Origin of the sequence: Wolbachia endosymbiont of Cruorifilaria tuberocauda, assembly GCF_013365475.1 — a bacterium.
Taxonomy (GTDB): domain Bacteria; phylum Pseudomonadota; class Alphaproteobacteria; order Rickettsiales; family Anaplasmataceae; genus Wolbachia.
Window position 1 is genome coordinate 547,125 of the sequence record NZ_CP046579.1, and the last position, 19,355, is coordinate 566,479.

A 19,355-nucleotide genomic window follows, 5' to 3' on the forward strand; every position below is an offset into this window, starting at 1 on the left:
GTATTAATATTTTTTCATATAACACTCTTACTCTACTAAGATAAAATTTAGCCCATGGAAGGCATTTAAAGAAATATAAACCATGAAGTAAAGCTATATCTTCTCTAGGATAGAAAGCAACAAAAATTAAGCAACACATTCCTTATTATTTTTACTCTACTTAAAAAAGCTAGACATGTAAGCATATTTTACTTTACATCAAAAAAAAATTGCAAGAACATAAGAACATATGATAATCTTCTATTGCCCACATTGATTTAGCAAATAGACCTATTTCTTAAATATTCATAAAATATATGAGACTAATTACTAATACTTGAGTAAGTCCTTAAATTTATTAACTTCAATAGCTAATTTCGAGTTGTTAAATTTTCCAAAACGTCAGACGTATCTTGGTTTTACATAGTTAAGTATAACCATATCATATTAGAAAAACATAGATAAAATGGTAAGTGTAGAGCATTATCTTTACGAAGAATGAATATAGCAACCTGTAATAAGATTGTAGAAAAATTAAATTTCAACACCAGTCATCTGCTGCAGTTCATGTTGAAAAACCATTTTATGATCTAGATCAGTTGCTTTACAGAAAATCTCCAAGCTTATTAACTTTTCTATCAATTTTTTAAGCTCTGAAAGCCGAAAAATTTTTAGATGACATTTAAAACTTTGCAGTTGCTTAAAGAACAACGGAGGAACTAGCTGGTTAATTGCGGCCTGTTCATTCATTCCTCCTTGTACTAGCAGTAGAACATTTTCAAGATGTAGGAAGTAGTTTAATGTAATACGAATTAGTGCTATTGGTGAAAAGTTTTCTTGTGATATTAATATATCAGAAATCTTGATAAATTGTCTCGTATTTTTATATACTATAGCAGAGTACAAGTTATCAAGTGTAACGTAATCATTATCAGAGGTAGGAAAACACAGTTTTACATCAGTAAGTTTAAGATCTTTTTTTTCTCCAAGGTATAAAACCAACTTCTCAAGTTCAGAATATATAGGCAACTTACTATAATTAAAATAAGATTGCAAATGATAGATTATTTCATTTGTATACCATATACCATTTTGCTTCAAGTAATTTGATATCACATCACAAGAATCACTACTATTATTCTTATAGCAGGAAATTACACCAAAAATTTTTGAGCTTTCTGTATAACTTTTAGTTGTAGAATTATACGGAAGTTCATTTGCTATCATTACTATATAATTGCCATTTGTATTATTATCAAGCACATTTTTCAATCCTTTAGATATTCTCCCACTTACGTTTATCAGCTTAATCAACTTTTTATTAGTAAAAATCGAAATATTTACTAGCTCAGAAAACAGCAAACCAGGAAATTTATCTACTGTCACAAAGTCCATCACCTGAACTGAATACTCACATAAACTAGCAATCACTTTTTTAGCAAAAAAATCTACTTTATCATTATCACTTCCATAAATTAATATACCCTTTAAAGCATCAGGTTTCTCTAAAAATTTTTCAATTTTGGATGGTGTAATCTTCATATCTTTTATATAATAGCATATTTTTATTTGATTATATAGAAGTATCTAAAGATTTTAAAATCTCTTACGTGTCATTATATACATTACTTGATATGTTCCATTTGCACAAGATTAATCTATTTCCCTAGAATATACTTATTAATAAAATCTTTTTACAAGTTTAAATGCATGTTCAAAAAAAATCCTTTTTACAGATCAGTCATTATAATTCATATGTAAGTAATAAAGTTGCCTACCATAAAGCGATTTTAATTGCCAAATAAAACAGTACTAGGCAAGTAATCACTTAAATGAGTTAAGCTAATTTATTTAATATTAACCTCATAAAATAAGCAACAATTAAGTATGCAGCTGCAACAAGTATAATTGTAGGTCCTGTTAATAAATCAAAACTTGCAGATAGCATTAGACCAGATACTCCAGAGATCACAGAAAAACCCGTTGCAGTAACAATCATTTGTATTGGAGTCTTTGAAATAAGCCTTGCAGATGAAGCTGGTATCAGTAAAAATGCAGAGATAAGTAATATTCCTATCAGTTGGGCAGATACTGCTATGAATATGGCAAGAGTAATTAAGAATTCTAGCCTTATTAAACTCACGTTCACTTTCTCAACTATTGCCAAATCTTGATTAATTGAAATTACTAGCCAGTAGCGCCACCTAAATATCAGTATAAGAATAACTATTAGCGAAATTAGAAAAATTAATACTATATCACTCTGTTCTAGTGTTAATATATCACCAAATAGAGAGCTGATAATGCTACTATTACTCGATGGGATAAAGGACATCAATATTAAACTTGACGATAAAACTACGTTGGTGACAATATTTAATATTGCATCAACAGAATATAATCTATTAAAATTAAGAGAAAGTAGTATTGCAAAAGCAATTGCTATAAGCATTATACTGATTGAAGGGCTAATTTTGAAGATTAGAGCAAGCGCAATACCAAGTAATGAGGAATGTGACAAACTGTCACCCAAATATGACAATCTTTGCCATATCATGAATGATCCTAATGTACCTGTCACTAGGCTAATTATAACCACTGCAACCAGGCTGTTAATAAAAAAGCCCTGCGTAAATATTTCAAGCATACTACATTATCTCTAAGTAAGTAACAACAAATCTGCCTTCAGATATTAGAACATTATGTGTTCTACATGCTGCATCAGTTGCCATAAATTCAAAATTTAAACTCATTTGCTCCATTATAAGGTATAGACTGACAAAAGGATTCGTCATTTTACGTGTTTTACCAGTGCCTATTAGCAGAATTTCTATCTCCTCTGTCAAAAAAGATTTAAAGTATTCCTTACTATTTATATCATTTTTTCTGAGTTCAATCACCTTTTCAGGAAAGACTATAATTGAGCTATAATATTCCTTATTGTCTACTAAAAATTTTCCTTTTTCATAGCTGTATATAAAGTTTTTTTTCTGAGAAGTTAAGGGGATTATATTCATAAGTTAAATTATCAATTGAGTGCCGCACACCCACCATTCTGGCTGCTTTTCTCTGATATTTACAGCAGCAGCTTTTGCATTTTTCTCACTATCAAATACTCCAAAACATGCTACACCACTACCAGACATGCGAGATAGTACAGAACCTCTCTGTGACTCTAATGCTAATATCACATCCTTAATTTCAGGTACAAGACTCACTGCTATCTCTTGAAGATCATTCCTAGTTTCTTTAAGAAGTTTTAAAATATCTTTTTCGGCATTATCACTCCATTCAATTGGTCTAGAAAAATTTCCCTTATACTTCGAGAACACTTCTGGTGTGCTTAAGAACTTTTTTTTTGGTTTTACAAGCACCACATTTCTTGGAAAAGAAAATTTTTTTATTGGGTATAATTCTTCGCCAATACCTCTGACTAAAACCGGCTTATTATCTATACTTGCAGAAACATCAGCACCAACACTTACAGCTATTTCATTTAAGATAGATCTGTCAATTTGCCATAATTTCCCTAGTGTACGTATCACTGCTCCAGCATCTGAGGAACCACTTCCTAAACCTGCAGCAGTAGGTACATTTTTTACAACTTTTATAATAACTTTAGTACGTATAGGAGCATACCTGAGTAATAAATTAACTGCTCTCATTACTGTATTGTATCTGTTACTTATCTTGAGTTCAGAATTCACAAATTCAACTATAGAGTTATCATATCTGAAACCCTTTTCCCCTACCTTTATCTCTAAAAAATTGGAAAGATTAGCAAAAACAGATAAGCCTTCAACTAAATGATACCCTATTTCTTTCCTTTCAACAACATGCAAAAAAAGGTTAATCTTTGCAGGAGCCTTTGCGCAAAAACTTTTCATTTATATATCTTCACTAACACTACTTTTACAGTATATTTTACAATGCCATTTTAGTCAAAATTTTATATAATTCCTTCACTTCTGATGAAATTAAAAATAACAAATCCTGATTTTTCTGTATGGGTAAATGCATCTGCTGGCACAGGAAAAACAAAAATCTTAATAGATAGAGTACTAAGACTTTTATTAGAAAACAAGAAAAATATTCTCTGCTTAACACTTACTAATGCTGCAGCAAACGAAATGGAAAATCGAATTCATAACATACTAAGTAAGTGGGCAATATGCTCGAATAGCGAGTTAATTGCATCTTTGGAGCAATTAGGTCTTTCTTTATCTTACTCCTCAGTGTTACCGAAGCACTCAACACCAAGGTCTAAAAAAAATGAAGTACTTGATCATTATATAGCTCAAGCAAGAAAGCTTTTTTCTGAATTGGAAAATCTAGGCTTAAATATACAGACCATACATGCTTTCTGCTATAAATTGATTTCTAGCTCTCCTATAGAGGCTGGTATTGCTCCAAATTATATGTTAAGTGAGTGCAAAGAATTACATTCCATAGTATTTAAAAAAATACTTCATAATAAGGATTTGCAAGATAGCATAAACTCTATTGCAACAGAAATTGATGAAAATAAACTAAGTAACTTGCTTTACACTCTATGTGTAAAAAGACCTTTACCAGTAACCGATTTAGGATACATCAAAGAGAAATTAAGCATGCTGGATGAAGTTCATGATTTAGAGAATGAAATAACTAAGAATGTAGAAAGGTTAGTCACAATATTAAGCAAAGGCAGTAAAAAAGACCAAAGTTACAGTGCAATCCTTTCTAATTGGTGTAAAGGCACAAAATTACCTGCCGCTAACACTGCAATTAAGAAAAAAAGCACAGACTTCATATTAACACGCTGGGAAAAAATAAAAATAGAAGACTTAGCTAAGGTATTTTTGAAATTAAAATCATATGAAAGAAAAAGTGTATCATCTCTAATAACAAAGAGCACATCAGAGAAATTTAGAGATGCAGAATTGATAGTGGAGAATACTCAAAATATATTATCAACTTGTATAAAAGATATTAACTCTTACAAGGTATTCAAGAGGACTAGCAACTTATTTAACATATTCAAAGTATATATTGATCTATATAACAGTGAGAAATCAAAAAATGCATTACTTGATTACAATGATATAATTGATTTAGCAATAAATCTTCTAAGTAATCCAGAATATAAAGATCTTGCATTGTTCAACTTAAATCAAGAAATAGATCATATTCTCATCGATGAAGCACAAGACAATAATATTAGTCAATGGAAAATTGTAATAAATCTCTGTGATGAATCCTTTACCAGTGGTGAGAAAAAACGCACCTTGTTTGTTGTTGGCGACATAAAACAATCCATTTACAGGTTTCAAGGGGCAAGTCCACATCTTTTCAAGCACATGCAACAATATTTTCATTCAAAAATTGGCAACAGAGGCTTGATATCATGCCAATTAGAAAAATCATTTCGCTCGGCTCCAGAGATTCTAGCATTTGCAGATAGAATATTTAACAACTTTCGTGAGGAGATATCCCTCACTAGGAATGAAATAAGACATATCCCACATAGAGAAAACGATCAAGGATACATTGAAATTTGGCCTTTATTACCAAAGTGCAATAAAAAAGATCAGAAAGCCTTACAAATCCATCTAACAGATAAAAGAGACTATATGATATCAGACAGATTGCTTGCTCAAGCGATAGCTCATAGAATCCATGGCTGGTTGAGTGAAGGACGGATCTTAGTTACTAAAGATCGCAACATAGAACCAAAGGATATTATAATTTTGATGCGGCAGAGAAATATGTTAATCGATTACACAATAAGTGAGCTTAGAAAAGTAAACGTGTCAGTTGTAGGACGAGACTGCTTTAGGATTATGGACTATATAGTTGTACAAGATCTAATAGCTTTGGCTGAGTTTTTGCTTCTTCCTACAAATGACTTAGCACTTGCAAACGTTCTAAAATCACCGCTATTTAACTTTAGCGAAGATGATTTATTTAACATTGCATATAACCGCAAAGAACATTCACTATGGGAAAAACTCCAAAATTACTCTTTTGCTGTTTTTAATGAATTAAACTATCTCATTGATTTATCTCGTACAGAATCACCACTTACATTGTTCATACATGTAATCTACACAAGTAAAAAGAAATTTTCTGCAAGATTTGGTTTTGAGTACTTTGAAGTTATGGATGAATTCATAAACCTCGTATTGCAGTTTGAAGAATCATCTCTCCAAGCATTTATCCAGTGGATTAAGGAAAATAACCCAGAAATTAGAAATGATATGCAACCAAAACGAAATGCTGTGAGAATAATGACAATCCACAAGTCAAAAGGTCTGCAAGCACCTATAGTGTTTCTAGTCGATACTAATACAGTACCGAGAAACAATGAAGACATTGTTTTTGATGAAATGGAAGTACCATTTTGGTGTGGAAAGAATGCCAATCCTTATTGTGATCAAGTGAAGAAAAAAAAGAAACTAGAGAACTATAATGAATATTTGCGTTTGCTATATGTAGCACTAACACGTGCTGAGGATGAATTATATATTTTAGGCAAAGAACCAGTACAAAAAGGTTCCTGGTACGATTTAATTACCAAGGACCAAGAACTATATGAGAAGAAACAAGGCTGGCTATATCCTATATTTAAAGAAGAAGTTGAAGTCTTATGCATAAATGCAAACTACCCTCATATTTATAAAAAACTCGATTGTCTGAATGGTCCAGTAGTTTTGCCTCCACAAAACACAGCAACATTACTTCAAGAACCTAGAAAGAAAGAAGAAGAACCAATATCAACTTTCCATTTCTATTCTCTATTCCATGACCACCTACAAAAGTCTATGGAAGAAGAAGCATCAATTCTAACTTCTTCTACTTTATTAAGTGAAAAAAAAATGCAAGGAATGTCAGATGGATATACAAGAGGCTTGATAATCCACAGTATATTACAGTATATGCCTAAGATAGAAAAAGATAGAAGAAAGGATTGGATTAAAAAATACCTTGATCATATAAACACTAGAGATGGGAAAGATGAGATTTATAAAAAAATACTAGCTTTCAATGAAAAATATGATTACTTATTTGATTTAGAAGGTAAATCAGAAATTCCATTAAGTGGGATGGTTGATGGTAAAGCAGTACTAGTACGATTGGATCGGTTATGCATAACGCAAAATAAAGCAATCATAATTGATTACAAATTACACCGTAATATTTCTGCTTTTTCATTGAATGAAATAAAAAAACAGATGTTGACGTATAAGACTCTAGTACAAGAGATATATCCGAATAAGGATGTAGAGTGTGTGGTTATTTGGGTAGAAGATTTAACAATGCAATCTGACTTTTAATGAAACTTGAAATATATGCCATTTGCTAATTGATACATATACCTTTTTTAGGTAGGCACTAAGTTGAAATTAATCAAGAGGTAGGTTTATATAATACATTTTAATTTGTCATATATTTTTTTCCGTAATACTAGTTGTATTAGCCACAGAAATGCTACTTATCAATGCAAATCAACATAACACCTGCTAGTAAACTCATGATCCTTTTTGCTAACGTATTTTTATAGTATTAGTTATGTATATGATGATCTTCTTAAGCTAAAATGCCTTATAGCAATCTATCTCTATGAAAAATAGCTATTAAAACTGCAACAATGTCATCAATACACTTTATATGAACTCCTACCATATTTAACTGATGAAAGATATATTTCTATTCAGTGGTAATGAACTACACTTGGACATCTTGGAGATGATATTGTAAAGATTTGAATAATTAAAAGAGCGTTCATGATTTCCTTGACACATAGCAGTTTACTAATATGCAAGGTACAAAAATTTTTTGCTGAGACTTTCTATATTTATCTTTGAATAACCAAGGAAATTCCATAGTTACAGATTATAGGCATACTTCTTGTTCTAATGACCTACAAAATAATCGAAGACTTATTTTATTCCTATAGAAAAATGGTAGTATAGATGTATTATTAATTTTATTACCATATTTGGATAGCTTCAAAAATAACATTAAAAGTTCTATTTAAACTATCAAAATTCTCATAAGGCTCTTTGCTACTTGGGTTAATATCAACTTCAGTATATATCAATAAGGATATACTTAAGACCTCATAATAAAGAATAATTGTCCATTATTTTAGGATGCTTTCCTCTTTAGGAGTCTTTCTATCACTTTTCATATAGTTTTTCACTATTAATAGGATATCTTTGTATCTCCTTAAATTAAGAGATTAGACCATTATATGAAATAATCAAAGAATTCTTTTGATTTTTAAATATTGATAAAAACTTGACTTATGCACTTTACACCTTTAAAATTTAACTTTACCCTTAACTATAATGTCATTAACACTGTTAAGTATACTACAAATAATACTAGTTACCATTTTAGTAATCCTAGTTATCTCACGTCCACCTGGAAGTAGCTCACTAAGTGGTTTTAACAGTTCACAACAGAGCCTTAATTCGATGATCACAGTAAAACATCACACAAATCTTCCTAGTAAAATAACAGCTACAGTTGTTGGACTGTTTATAGCAAACACACTATTATTATCAGGACTATACTCAAAAAGTATACATAAAAAATCAATTGTGGGGAAAATTATATCGGAAAAGAAACAAGAAAATGAATTTACTTCTGTTCCTTTTGAAGATTAATGAAAGAAGCAAAGTTTATTTTTGTAACAGGTGGAGTTGTCTCGTCACTCGGCAAGGGTTTAGTTGCTTCAAGTCTTGGTACGCTTCTTCAAGCTTATGATTTTAAGGTACGAATTAGAAAGCTTGACCCATACTTGAATATTGATCCTGGAACAATAAGTCCAACTCAGCATGGAGAGGTATTTGTTACAGAAGATGGTACCGAAACTGATTTAGATCTTGGACATTATGAACGTTTTACTGGGATAAAAGCAACCAAAGACGATAATATAACAACTGGTAAAGTGTATCACGAGTTACTTAAGAAAGAGAGACGTGGTGATTATTTAGGCAAGACTGTGCAAGTCATTCCTCATGTAATAGATTTAATTAAATCATTTATTTTTAATTGCACTGAAGGTTTAGATTTTTTAATATGTGAAATAGGTGGAACTGTAGGTGACATTGAGAGTCAACCTTTTTTAGAAGCAATACGTCAAATCAGCTATAAATTAGGAAAACAAAGAGTCATTCTTATCCATCTAACCCTAGTTCCATACCTAACTGCAGCACAAGAATTAAAGACAAAACCAACACAGCATTCAGTTCGAGAGTTAAATTTTGCAGGGTTGCAGCCAGATATTATATTATGTCGTAGTGAGAAGGAAACTTCAGATAACCAAAAAAGAAAGATAGCTAACCTTTGTAATGTCTCTCTATCTAACGTAATATCTGCTCCTGATGTGAATCATATATACGAGTTACCAGTTCTATATAATAGATGTGGACTTGGTATACAAATACTGAAACATTTTCATCTAAGTAAACCACAACCAAGTTTAATCGAATGGAACCAAATAGTGTTCTCTATAAGAAATTCAATGCAGGAAGTCACTGTATCCATAGTAGGGAAATACACTGAATTTCCTGATGCATATAAATCACTAATTGAAGCATTAAATCATGGAGCAATTAGCAACAAAGTTAAAGTAAGGATAAATTGGGTTAACTCAAGAGAGAAAAGTAAAAAATATATCGATGAAAAATTTATGAGAGAGAAACTAAAAAACTCACATTCAATTCTTGTACCGGGAGGATTTGGTGATGATGGAGTAGAAGGTAAAATATCAGCAATAAGTTATGCTCGTGTTCATAATATCCCATTTTTTGGAATATGTCTTGGTATGCAACTTGCAGTTATTGAATTTGCCCGCAATGTTATTAAGCTTGAAGATGTTCACTCTGAAGAATTTTATGCATGCAAGCACCCAATTATCAAGCTAGCTGGAAATAAGAATGTTAATATCGGCGGGACTATGAGACTTGGAGCACACATATGTAATATAACACCAAATTCCAAAATGGCAGATGTATATGGGAACACTATCATCTCGGAAAGACATAGGCACAGATATGCAATCAATTTAGACTACAAAGACAATTTGGAAAAAAATGGACTAATATGCAGCTGTATGTCAGAAGATGGAACATGTATAGAAGCAGTAATATTAGAAAGTCATCCATGGTTTACTGGTGTGCAATTTCACCCAGAATTTCAATCAAAACCGTTTTCTCCTCACCCTCTTTTTGTGTCCTTTATTAAGGCAGCAGTTAATAAGATTAAAAAAGAGAGGAATTAACAGAAAAAGTGTTTAAATATCAATATATGGAGCTTGCCATAGAACAAGCAAAACTTGCTCAAAAGAATGATGAAGTCCCCATAGGGGCTGTAATAGTCAATGGCAGTAATATTGTTTCTTTTGCGCACAATATATACAATGACCCAACTGCACATGCAGAGATATTAGTAATAAGACAAGCATGTAAACTGCTTTCAACACCGGTACTTTGTGATGTAGACATGTATGTGACATTAGAGCCATGTCCAATGTGTGCTCAAGCCATTTCATTTGCAAGAATTAGAAGAGTATACTTTGGAGCCTATAACCCAAAAGGTGGAGGGATTGAAAATGGTGCTAAAATATTTCAGTTTTGCAGGTATGTACCTGAAATTTATGGTGGAATATTAGAAGCAGAATGCTCCCTTCTATTAAAGGATTTTTTTGAAAAGCTAAGAACTTAGTTTTGGACTATAGTTATTAAATTTCTATATTATTACAACACAATATAGTAAATATCAACTGTCTAAGGAAGCCATTTTTATTAGCTATACCATCCCCATTAATGACAAGCCCCTATTTCTAGTATAATAGACTGCATATTAAAAAATATCGTTCAAAAAACGAATAAAGATAAGCTTAATTTTCCCAAATACCAAACGGTTTTTATGAATATCAGTCCAATTTGCGATTGAGAAATTTTAAAAATCCACATTAAAACAATTTCAAAATATTAATAATATAATCCTTCTAAAAAGACTTAATTGTACGCCATGATTGCAACTTTGAGTTAACTTAACATATAATCCATATCAAAATTCTTACCAGCCATATCTTTTATCTTGTGGTTTTATTTGTAACATTGCTACTAAACTAACTGACAAGCAAAAAACTATATAAAGCCCTGCTGCAAAATTTATTTTAGGAAATGTTATAGTGAACCAAGTGCATATCATAGGAGTAAACCCACCATGAAAAGCAAAAGAGATGTTGCGTGATAAACTCACTCCACTAAATCTTACATTGGTCGGGAAAAGCTCAGATGCAACTATTCCTATAGGATTCATACCCTTTTCTATTACAGAAAGAACCATTATACTAAGCATAATTATAAGATAGCTTTCATAGTGGCATGCAATAGATAGCATAGGGCAACATATTACTATCGTAATCACTGTGAATAAGATCGCAGTGCGCTCTTTACCTATTTTATCAGCTAACATTCCAAGTGCTATTGCAAATATAGGTATCAGCATACTAGTTACAACTAACATAATCTCATTGATGTATGTTGTTACGTACATCTTAAATAATATTGTCTCTTTTACAAGAGTACGGAGAAATATGGTAAATCCAACAGTAACATTAACTGGCACAGATATTAAAATAGCAAGTATAAGAGCTCTCTTGTAGTGCTTTATAAGCTCTATTATTGGTAAATTTGGTAATTTTTTTTGCTTTTGGTTCTTTTCGTACGCTAGAGTTTCTCCAAGCATATATATGCTATATGTACTAATTAAGCCTAACACAGCTGAAAAAGTGAATGGTAATCTCCAGCCCCAAGTATTAAAATCAGTATTCTTCTTGCAGATAATTACTATTACTACAGAAAGCAGGACACCAATAGAGCGACCTAAACTTATTATTCCACAGAATACTCCTAGCTTTTTCTTATTAGGTAAGTGCTCTATTAGGTAAACAGAACTTCCTCCTTGTTCAGCTCCTAGAGCAATCCCTTGTGTTACATGAATTAAAAGAAGCAATATAGTGGAAGCAATACCTATTTTACTATAACTTGGAATAAAAGCAACAAGGCTAGATGGAATCGATACTAACAAAATAGCAATCATTAACGCTACTCTCCTCCCGTATCTATCACCAATATGACCAAACACAGATGCACCAAGCGGCCTTACCATTGCACCTAACCCAGCAATTCCAAATAATTGAAGTATGTTGTAGTAAACGTCATTTGCAGAACAGAATTCTCTACTAATTATATTAACTAGCTCAATAAAGAGCATATGGTCATACCATATTGTAATCCTGCAAAGTATTGTTGCCAACAACACCTTTGTTTGCTGATTGTGCACTAAATTTAATTTTTAAACATTTATTTATTACATTGTGGCTGCTTTTTTAAATTTAGTAAAGCTATAACCTGATGGAAGACTGACTTTTTATTATTGTATGTAATACTGAAGTCACTAAAATTTATGAGTAAGTTTAAGAGGTAACTCTGTTGCAAAAATCATTATGTTAAAAAGTGTAGTTTTTAATAAAATCAATATCACTGAATTCAAGAGTTTGGCTACTCATGACTTGAGATTTTTCGTGTCCTTTTCCAGCGACTAGCAGAACCATATCTTTGCTATGCGAGATATCTATGCCTTTTTTTATAGCCTCTTTCCTATCTTCTATTTCTAGTGCATCAGGGCAATGTAGCAAAATATCATGACGAATCTCTGCAGGATCTTCGTTACGCGGATTATCATTTGTAACTATAACTTTCTCTGCGTATATTTGTGCTATTTTACCCATTTCTGCACGTTTTGTCTTGTCGCGATTGCCACCACAACCAAAAACTAAAGTTATTTCTTTGCTGAAGTGCCATTTTAAAGATAACAGCGCTTGCTTAAGCGCACTTGGAGTATGTGCATAATCCACAAATGCAAATTGGCTTGCCCTTTCCATTCTCCCAAGTGGAGAGATAAGCTTATCTATGTATATTCTTTCGTAGTTTAACCCAGAAGAGATGGCGATACCAATTGCACACATCAAATTATATGCTTGAAATTGCCCCAAAACCGGGAAAAACTCGTTATAAATTTTATCGTCAATTCTAATTGTCAGATATTGACCATCTTGTGTTGGTATTTGCTTTATTAAAGTAATATCAGAATATTTTTCTCCATAAGTTATAACTTTATTGTTACGTTTTTTGGCTATTCCAAGCAATATATAATACTCATCCATATTTGCATTTAAAATCACTGTTTTTTCCTCTTGAAGTACTTCATAAAGTAACCTTTTCTTAGCATTAAAATATTCGCCAATATTTTGATGATAATCTAAATGGTCTTGCGAGAAATTTGTAAAAGCTGCAGCAGTTAGATCAAGTCCGTGAATTCTATATTGATCAATTCCGTGGCTTGAAGCTTCCAATACTAAATGCTCTACGTTTTTACTATTCATATCACACAATAATGTGTAGAAATCATTTGCATCTGGAGTAGTAAGACTATTATAATCAAATTCCCTTTTATTACTAATACATGTTCCAAGCGTTCCAATAGACGATGCATTATAGTCAGCATTTTGCCAGATCTGGCGACAAAATTCTACTACTGAAGTCTTACCATTTGTACCTGTTACAGCAGCAACATATTTTGGATGCTTAAACTGATAAAATCTACTAACTATTTTACTGTATACACTTAGAGGATTTGGGTGAAAGATATAGATTTGAGCATTATACCATACATAACTTGATATTATTGCTGAAACTTTTGTGTTACTTACATATTTCTCACACCCCTTTGATACACAAACAAAAAGATAGCCTTCTCTAATCTTCTTAGGGTTACATGTAACACCTCTGATTTCAATATCAAAAGCAATATCAATAATACCATATACTAATTCTCTTAACTTCATATTTTACTTCGTATTTTAAAGAGCTAACTAGGCAACCTAGCTAGTGCAGAATCTAAATCAGAGATCAAATCTTCAGGATCCTCTAAACCACAGAATATTCGCACAAAACTACCATCATAATCTAAGTGCATTACAGACCTTGACATAGATTTACGATCTATTGGTAACACTAAACTATCACACCCTCCCCAAGAAGCACCAATACTAAAAACTTTCATGTTATCAACCATATAACTGAGCTCTTTACATGAATACTCTCTATCTAGTACTATACTGAATACGCTACTTGCTCCTTTGAAGTAACTTTTCCATAATTTGTGCTGAGGATGAGAGGAAAGCGCTGGATACAAAACTTTTTTGACTTTCGGGTGCCCCTCCAGCCATTTTGTTACTTTCATTGCAGTACTTTGATGCCTTTTTATACGTGTATGCAATGTTCTAAGTCCCCTGTGTGCAAGATAGCAGTCATAAGACTGAACAGTTACTCCATAATTTTTATAGCTGTCATAAAGTAATTTAAAAACTTCACCTTCAGCAATAACAGCACCCATTAATAAATCTGAGTGACCAGATATATACTTTGTAACTGCATATAGAGCAACATCAATTCCATAATTGAGAGGTTTAAATAATAAGGGAGTAGCCCATGAATTATCACAAACAGTTACAATTTTATGCTCTTTAGCAACCTCTACTATATGTTCTATATTTGAAATTTCAAACGTCATAGAACCTGGAGTTTCAATCATTATCAATGAAGTGTTACTCTGAATCAAACTAGCTATATTCTGTCTCGGATCATAAAAAGTTACTTTTACACCTCTTCTAGGTAACTCATTTTCAACAAATCTCCTAACTCGATGATAACTATTATCTTGAACCAGAATATGAGAACCTGCCTCAGCAAAAGTTAGAATAGCAAAGGTAAGCACAAATAACCCAGAAGGATAGACTAATGCCTGACCCCTACCCTCAATTTCAGCGAGTGCATTCGAAAGATAATGAACAGTTGGAGTACCAACATTACTGTAACTGTAATCCCTTGATACACCATCGTTGATTACATCATATATGCTCTTCCCGTTTGCTGCATTTAGGTAGTCCATATAGGTAGGAAATAATATAGTAGAAGAATGATAAACTGGAGGATTCATAGAACCCCTGTAATCATTAAATTTTCTTCCTGCCTTGACTAATAAAGATTCTTCTTTCACACTTTTGCTATCTATTTTTCAGATTATATTCACTTTGCGTATAAAAATGAAAAGAAATCGCATGTATCAGTTTTATCTCATCTTTTAGTAATTTACAAATCAACTTATGTCTTTTCATAGTATTCATCCCTACAAAGCTGTTAGATACTAATATTAGTTTAATATGTGAAGGAAATGTTAAAGACGAATGAAAATAATGACCTACATGCTTCATAGACTCATCAATAATATTAATACTAACTATATCTATTGCATTTCGTACTTTTTTCTCCATCAGATTAATAATACTCACCACGATACTCAAGTACTGAATCTCATAAAAAACTATTCAATGAAATCAGAACTTTTCTTATAAGCATGACAAATTGCTATAGCAAGAGCATCCGCAGCATGATGACACTTTATATTTAAGTTGTCAACCATCTGCTTTACCATAAATATGACCTGACTCTTATTAGCATGGCCATTCCCGGTAATACTTTTTTTTACATAGTTTGCATCATACTCATTAACAATAAGTTCTGTCATTTCTGATACTAAAATTATAATTCCTCTAGCATATCCTAAAGTTAGCGAAGATTTTGGATTCTGATTGACAAAAATTTTCTCTACTGCAGCCTCATCTGGGGAATATAGAGAAATTACTTTTTTTAATTGTTTGAAAACTATATGAAGACGTTTACCTATGCTAAGCTTACTATCGGTTGATATGGTGTCACCCGCCAAAAATTCAATACTTTTCCCATTCAGGTTAATAATAGCCCACCCAGTCTTACTTATTCCAGGATCAAGACCTATTATTCTAGTCATTTAATGAATACTTAAACAATATACAAATATAAACACAAATATCCAGATTATATCTACAAAGTGCCAGTACCAAGAAGCAAATTCAAGGCATAAATGATCTTGAGGTGTAAATTGATCTTTCCAAGCTCTAAACAAACACACTGATAAGAATATTATTCCAATTATAACATGTACACAGTGAAACCCCGTAATCATATAAAAGTTGGATGCATAGATCAACTCTTCCCTTCCCCTCTTAAGAGAAAAATTTACTTCACTGTACTCTATTGCTTGCACTATCATAAAAAACACTCCAAGCAATATAGTTATAAATAACATTTTAATCGTACCTCTTTTATCACTTTCAAGCAAAAAGTGATGTGCGGAAGTGATTGTTGTACCAGAAAGCAGTAACACTAATGTACTCATGAATGGAAATGACCATGGGTCAAGCGGTAAGATTCCACTAGGAGGCCATTTAATTCTATCTTTAGGAGAAAATGCTTCGAATAAAAAAACAGGGTCAAGCCAGGACTTAAAGAATGAACAAAAAAACGTTATAAAGAATAAAATTTCTGAAAGGATAAATAAACACATTGCAATTTTGAGCCCATGTTTTACAACTGCAGTGTGGCATTGATCATAAATGGCTTCTTTTATTACATCTGCCCACCAATAGAACAATACTACTAATACTACAGAGATTCCTGAAATCAAACCAAATATTCCAGGAATTTGTTTATGGAACGTACCAACTAATCCCAGTACAAGAACAAGAATTGCTGCTGATAGAGAAATTGGCCAAGGACTTGGATTTACTAAATGAAAATCATGTTCTTTACTTTTCATATTACCTTCAAAAACAAAGATTAAGCATGTGAATTAACTAAAAATTATCAATGATACTTAAAAACTGATCAATTTTATAAAATTGTAAGCCTACTCTAATAACCTAATCATCCTACTCTTTTATTTTCACATAATTTTTATAACATTCGTTAACAGTATTTTCTAAGGCAAACGCATTCATATGATATTAAATTGCGTTATAAGAATCAAATTACCTGCCATACCTACAGCTTTTTAAAACTACTTTCCAAATAGAAGTAATAGCCTTTATATAAACGAATATAAATATAAAACCATTATAGCTTCATAGATAACTCGATACAAGATAAATAAAAAAAATTAATAATATTGAAATAGAAAAGAGATTTTCCATACCTTAAACACTATGTATAGGACATGGATTATACAAAAGACTTATCACAAGTCATGTTTACCATTGGACCATGGCACAAAAAGTTAGTAATTATATTTATGATCATCCTATATCCCAACAGAATAATTAATGATACTACAAATAATATCGCTACATGTAAAAAAAATTGTTAAACTACACCTCTTAAAGGATTAACAACAGCAACTTTCAGTATTACTAAGTACACAAAACACTGGAAGCAGAGTTTTGAATGAGCAGTTTTATGTTAGAGTCGGTAGAGATTCATTAAAATGCATTTTTAACTCTAAACCTCCTTTTAAAAATGTTCTACATGTTTTTCATTCATCATTATTCGATCCATTATATACTGTTTATAACTCTTGTTACGTCATCATTATACTTTACTACATCAGTGCTAAAAAATCTTAGCCATTTTTGCTACTGTATTATTAGCATTGTGTTATCTTTCACAATAAATAACTGCTTAACATATATAGAAAACATGCCTGAGGTCTACTCAATATTCAAATAACAGAATTATAGTATGTAGTATACACGAAGAAGATGGTAAAAGCTGAACAAAACTGACTCATAATATCAGTCTATTCATTATTTTAGGTATCATAAATTTTATCTGCAAAAATTAACAAAGCATAGGTACAGCACTACTACTAATATACTAAACCCTTTCCGATATTAAAGTTTGGATTTCCTATAATCCACACACTTTTTTCCAACTCAACATTGTTGGAGTATTCTTTTGCTTTATCAATGAGACCTTGTGATTTTTTATATCCACATCATAGAATCTTCTTTCGTTCTTTATATGCTTTACCTATTTATAAATAAAATTTCTGTTAATATAGGGCTATTGTTATAAAAAGCTAGTTAGTACCTTACTTACTATTAAATAAGTATAATATTATCAAATTAAATTATGAATTTTAGCAATGCAAGGAAATTTCTTTGTTTCTAATGTTGAATTCCTTACGGAGAGCATCAGACAAATTTGTATCTTCCCAAGAGAATGTACCATCTTCTCCTGATCTTTTACCAAAGTGCCCATAATAGGCTGTGCATTTATATATAGGGCGGGTGAGTGATAGATGCTTGATGATGCCTTTAGTTGACAAATCTATATTATTCTCAATAAGTTCTTTAACTTTTTTCTCGTCTACTTCACTTGTGCCAAATGTATCAATATAAAATGAAGTAGGCTTTGATATACCTATTGCATAGGAAAGCTGCACGAGACAACGTTTAGCTAAACCTGCAAAAACAATATTTTTGGCAAGGTATCTTGCCATATAAGCTGCAGATCTATCAACCTTTGTTGCATCTTTTCCGGAAAATGATCCTCCACCGTGTGGGACATATCCTCCATAAGTATCAACCATAATTTTTCTTCCAGTTAATCCACAATCACTAGCTGGTCCACCAATAACAAATCTACCAGTTGGATTGACTAGAAGGTTCTTCTCAGAACACATCCACCCTTCTGGTAAAGATGATACTATATAAGGGTAAATTATTCTTCTAACTTTTATCTGATCCAAGTTTTCTGGGTGTTGTATTGAAACAACAATACTCTCAGCACGCACAGGGATGTTGTTCTCATATACCAAAGTAATCTGCGATTTTGCATCTGGTCCAAGTTTTATTTCTCTAACTGCATTCATGATATTTTTCAGAATTAAGTGTGCATAAAAAATAGGTGCTGGCATAAGACTCTCTGTCTCTGTTGTTGCATAACCATACATTATACCCTGATCGCCAGCTCCTTGATTCACACCAATTGCAATATCATCTGATTGCTCATGAAGAAATATATTTATTCCTACTTTTCTCCAGTGGAAGCCATCGTGTTCATAACCAATATCTTTTATTGTGTCCCTTACAATATCCTCAATTCTGCTACTTTCAATATTAGGTCCAAATACTTCTCCAGCTATAATAACATTATTCTTAGTAACTAAAGTTTCTATTGCAGTTCGTGAGGCAGGGTCAGCGAGAAGGTATTCGTCAAGTATTGCATCTGCAATTTGATCTGCTACCTTATCTGGGTGACCAGCTGCAACTGATTCACTAGTTATAAAATATCTATATAAATTATGCTTCATGTTTTTTAGTACAACTAAAGTTATTATAAATAATATAGTTAGCAATTACTAGATGAATAAACTTAAGATATAAAAGGTAGTATTACTTTTAATCTATAAAGTATTTTAACTTCATCTCTAAA

General features: G+C 31.8%; 15 protein-coding genes. 4 read left to right on the plus strand and 11 right to left on the minus strand.

Annotated elements, in window-relative coordinates; all coding sequences use genetic code 11:
• Nucleotides 1–513: 513 nt before the first annotated feature.
• From holA to GOY13_RS02145, 4 genes are all read right to left on the minus strand, one after another.
• Nucleotides 514–1,521: a DNA polymerase III subunit delta gene (gene holA, locus GOY13_RS02130; RefSeq protein WP_175814180.1), complete on the minus strand. Its 1,008-nt coding sequence runs from the start codon at nt 1,519–1,521 to the stop codon at nt 514–516.
• A 295-nt stretch (nt 1,522–1,816) separates the two neighbouring features.
• Nucleotides 1,817–2,626 carry a metal ABC transporter permease gene (locus tag GOY13_RS02135; protein WP_175814181.1) on the minus strand — a complete coding sequence of 270 codons (810 nt, stop codon included), beginning with the start codon at nt 2,624–2,626 and terminating at the stop codon, nt 1,817–1,819.
• Between the two features lies 1 nt (nt 2,627).
• Entirely contained in the window at nt 2,628–2,996 is a 369-nt protein-coding gene (locus GOY13_RS02140) for an Mth938-like domain-containing protein (RefSeq protein WP_175814182.1), read from the minus strand.
• Between the two features lie 3 nt (nt 2,997–2,999).
• Nucleotides 3,000–3,866 carry a 4-(cytidine 5'-diphospho)-2-C-methyl-D-erythritol kinase gene (locus GOY13_RS02145; protein ID WP_175814183.1) on the minus strand — a complete coding sequence of 289 codons (867 nt, stop codon included), beginning with the start codon at nt 3,864–3,866 and terminating at the stop codon, nt 3,000–3,002.
• An 84-nt stretch (nt 3,867–3,950) separates the two neighbouring features.
• On the opposite strand from GOY13_RS02145, the gene GOY13_RS02150 reads away from it, so the two are divergent.
• The 4 genes from GOY13_RS02150 to GOY13_RS02165 all read left to right on the plus strand — a co-directional run bounded on the left by GOY13_RS02150 (nt 3,951) and on the right by GOY13_RS02165 (nt 10,695).
• Entirely contained in the window at nt 3,951–7,295 is a 3,345-nt protein-coding gene (locus GOY13_RS02150; protein ID WP_175814184.1) for a UvrD-helicase domain-containing protein, read from the plus strand.
• Nucleotides 7,296–8,312: 1,017 nt separating this feature from the next.
• Nucleotides 8,313–8,633, plus strand: coding sequence for a preprotein translocase subunit SecG (gene secG / locus GOY13_RS02155; protein WP_175814185.1), 321 nt, complete (start codon nt 8,313–8,315; stop codon nt 8,631–8,633).
• Nucleotides 8,633–10,252, plus strand: a complete 1,620-nt coding sequence (locus GOY13_RS02160; protein WP_175814186.1) for a CTP synthase — start codon at nt 8,633–8,635, stop codon at nt 10,250–10,252. Before secG ends, GOY13_RS02160 begins: the two co-directional genes overlap by 1 nt.
• 26 nt (nt 10,253–10,278) lie before the next feature.
• Nucleotides 10,279–10,695 (plus strand): nucleoside deaminase, encoded by a 417-nt coding sequence (locus tag GOY13_RS02165; RefSeq protein ID WP_175814430.1) that lies wholly within the window; start codon nt 10,279–10,281, stop codon nt 10,693–10,695.
• Nucleotides 10,696–11,052: 357 nt separating this feature from the next.
• On the opposite strand, the gene GOY13_RS02170 is transcribed toward GOY13_RS02165, so the two are convergent.
• The 7 genes from GOY13_RS02170 to metK form a co-directional block, all read right to left on the minus strand.
• The gene (locus tag GOY13_RS02170; RefSeq protein ID WP_175814187.1) at nt 11,053–12,324 is read right to left on the minus strand and encodes an MFS transporter; all 1,272 of its coding nucleotides are present in this window, start codon (nt 12,322–12,324) and stop codon (nt 11,053–11,055) included.
• Nucleotides 12,325–12,490: 166 nt separating this feature from the next.
• Complete coding sequence (locus tag GOY13_RS02175; protein ID WP_175814188.1) at nt 12,491–13,888, minus strand: Mur ligase family protein; 1,398 nt, start codon at nt 13,886–13,888, stop codon at nt 12,491–12,493.
• A gap of 23 nt (nt 13,889–13,911) precedes the next feature.
• Entirely contained in the window at nt 13,912–15,102 is a 1,191-nt protein-coding gene (gene metC / locus GOY13_RS02180) for a cystathionine beta-lyase (RefSeq protein ID WP_175814189.1), read from the minus strand.
• Nucleotides 15,103–15,109: 7 nt separating this feature from the next.
• Nucleotides 15,110–15,376, minus strand: a complete 267-nt coding sequence (locus GOY13_RS02185; RefSeq protein ID WP_369800353.1) for a BolA family protein — start codon at nt 15,374–15,376, stop codon at nt 15,110–15,112.
• A gap of 50 nt (nt 15,377–15,426) precedes the next feature.
• Complete coding sequence (ruvC, locus tag GOY13_RS02190; RefSeq protein WP_175814190.1) at nt 15,427–15,912, minus strand: crossover junction endodeoxyribonuclease RuvC; 486 nt, start codon at nt 15,910–15,912, stop codon at nt 15,427–15,429.
• Nucleotides 15,913–16,740, minus strand: a complete 828-nt coding sequence (locus tag GOY13_RS02195; RefSeq protein ID WP_175814191.1) for a cytochrome c oxidase subunit 3 — start codon at nt 16,738–16,740, stop codon at nt 15,913–15,915. It abuts the gene before it with no gap.
• Nucleotides 16,741–18,057: 1,317 nt separating this feature from the next.
• Nucleotides 18,058–19,233 carry a methionine adenosyltransferase gene (metK, locus tag GOY13_RS02200; protein WP_175814192.1) on the minus strand — a complete coding sequence of 392 codons (1,176 nt, stop codon included), beginning with the start codon at nt 19,231–19,233 and terminating at the stop codon, nt 18,058–18,060.
• Nucleotides 19,234–19,355: the final 122 nt, after the last annotated feature.

What these genes read in the sequence shown, in the direction of transcription:
- GOY13_RS02150 (WP_175814184.1), top strand. Translation starts at nt 3,951, where the DNA reads ATGAAATTAAAAATAACAAATCCTGATTTTTCTGTATGGGTAAATGCA.
- GOY13_RS02145 (WP_175814183.1), bottom strand. Translation starts at nt 3,866, where the DNA reads ATGAAAAGTTTTTGCGCAAAGGCTCCTGCAAAGATTAACCTTTTTTTG.
- metK (WP_175814192.1), bottom strand. Translation starts at nt 19,233, where the DNA reads ATGAAGCATAATTTATATAGATATTTTATAACTAGTGAATCAGTTGCA.
- ruvC (WP_175814190.1), bottom strand. Translation starts at nt 15,912, where the DNA reads ATGACTAGAATAATAGGTCTTGATCCTGGAATAAGTAAGACTGGGTGG.
- secG (WP_175814185.1), top strand. Translation starts at nt 8,313, where the DNA reads ATGTCATTAACACTGTTAAGTATACTACAAATAATACTAGTTACCATT.
- GOY13_RS02165 (WP_175814430.1), top strand. Translation starts at nt 10,279, where the DNA reads ATGGAGCTTGCCATAGAACAAGCAAAACTTGCTCAAAAGAATGATGAA.
- GOY13_RS02175 (WP_175814188.1), bottom strand. Translation starts at nt 13,888, where the DNA reads ATGAAGTTAAGAGAATTAGTATATGGTATTATTGATATTGCTTTTGAT.
- holA (WP_175814180.1), bottom strand. Translation starts at nt 1,521, where the DNA reads ATGAAGATTACACCATCCAAAATTGAAAAATTTTTAGAGAAACCTGAT.
- GOY13_RS02140 (WP_175814182.1), bottom strand. Translation starts at nt 2,996, where the DNA reads ATGAATATAATCCCCTTAACTTCTCAGAAAAAAAACTTTATATACAGC.
- GOY13_RS02195 (WP_175814191.1), bottom strand. Translation starts at nt 16,740, where the DNA reads ATGAAAAGTAAAGAACATGATTTTCATTTAGTAAATCCAAGTCCTTGG.
- GOY13_RS02160 (WP_175814186.1), top strand. Translation starts at nt 8,633, where the DNA reads ATGAAAGAAGCAAAGTTTATTTTTGTAACAGGTGGAGTTGTCTCGTCA.
- GOY13_RS02135 (WP_175814181.1), bottom strand. Translation starts at nt 2,626, where the DNA reads ATGCTTGAAATATTTACGCAGGGCTTTTTTATTAACAGCCTGGTTGCA.
- GOY13_RS02185 (WP_369800353.1), bottom strand. Translation starts at nt 15,376, where the DNA reads ATGGAGAAAAAAGTACGAAATGCAATAGATATAGTTAGTATTAATATT.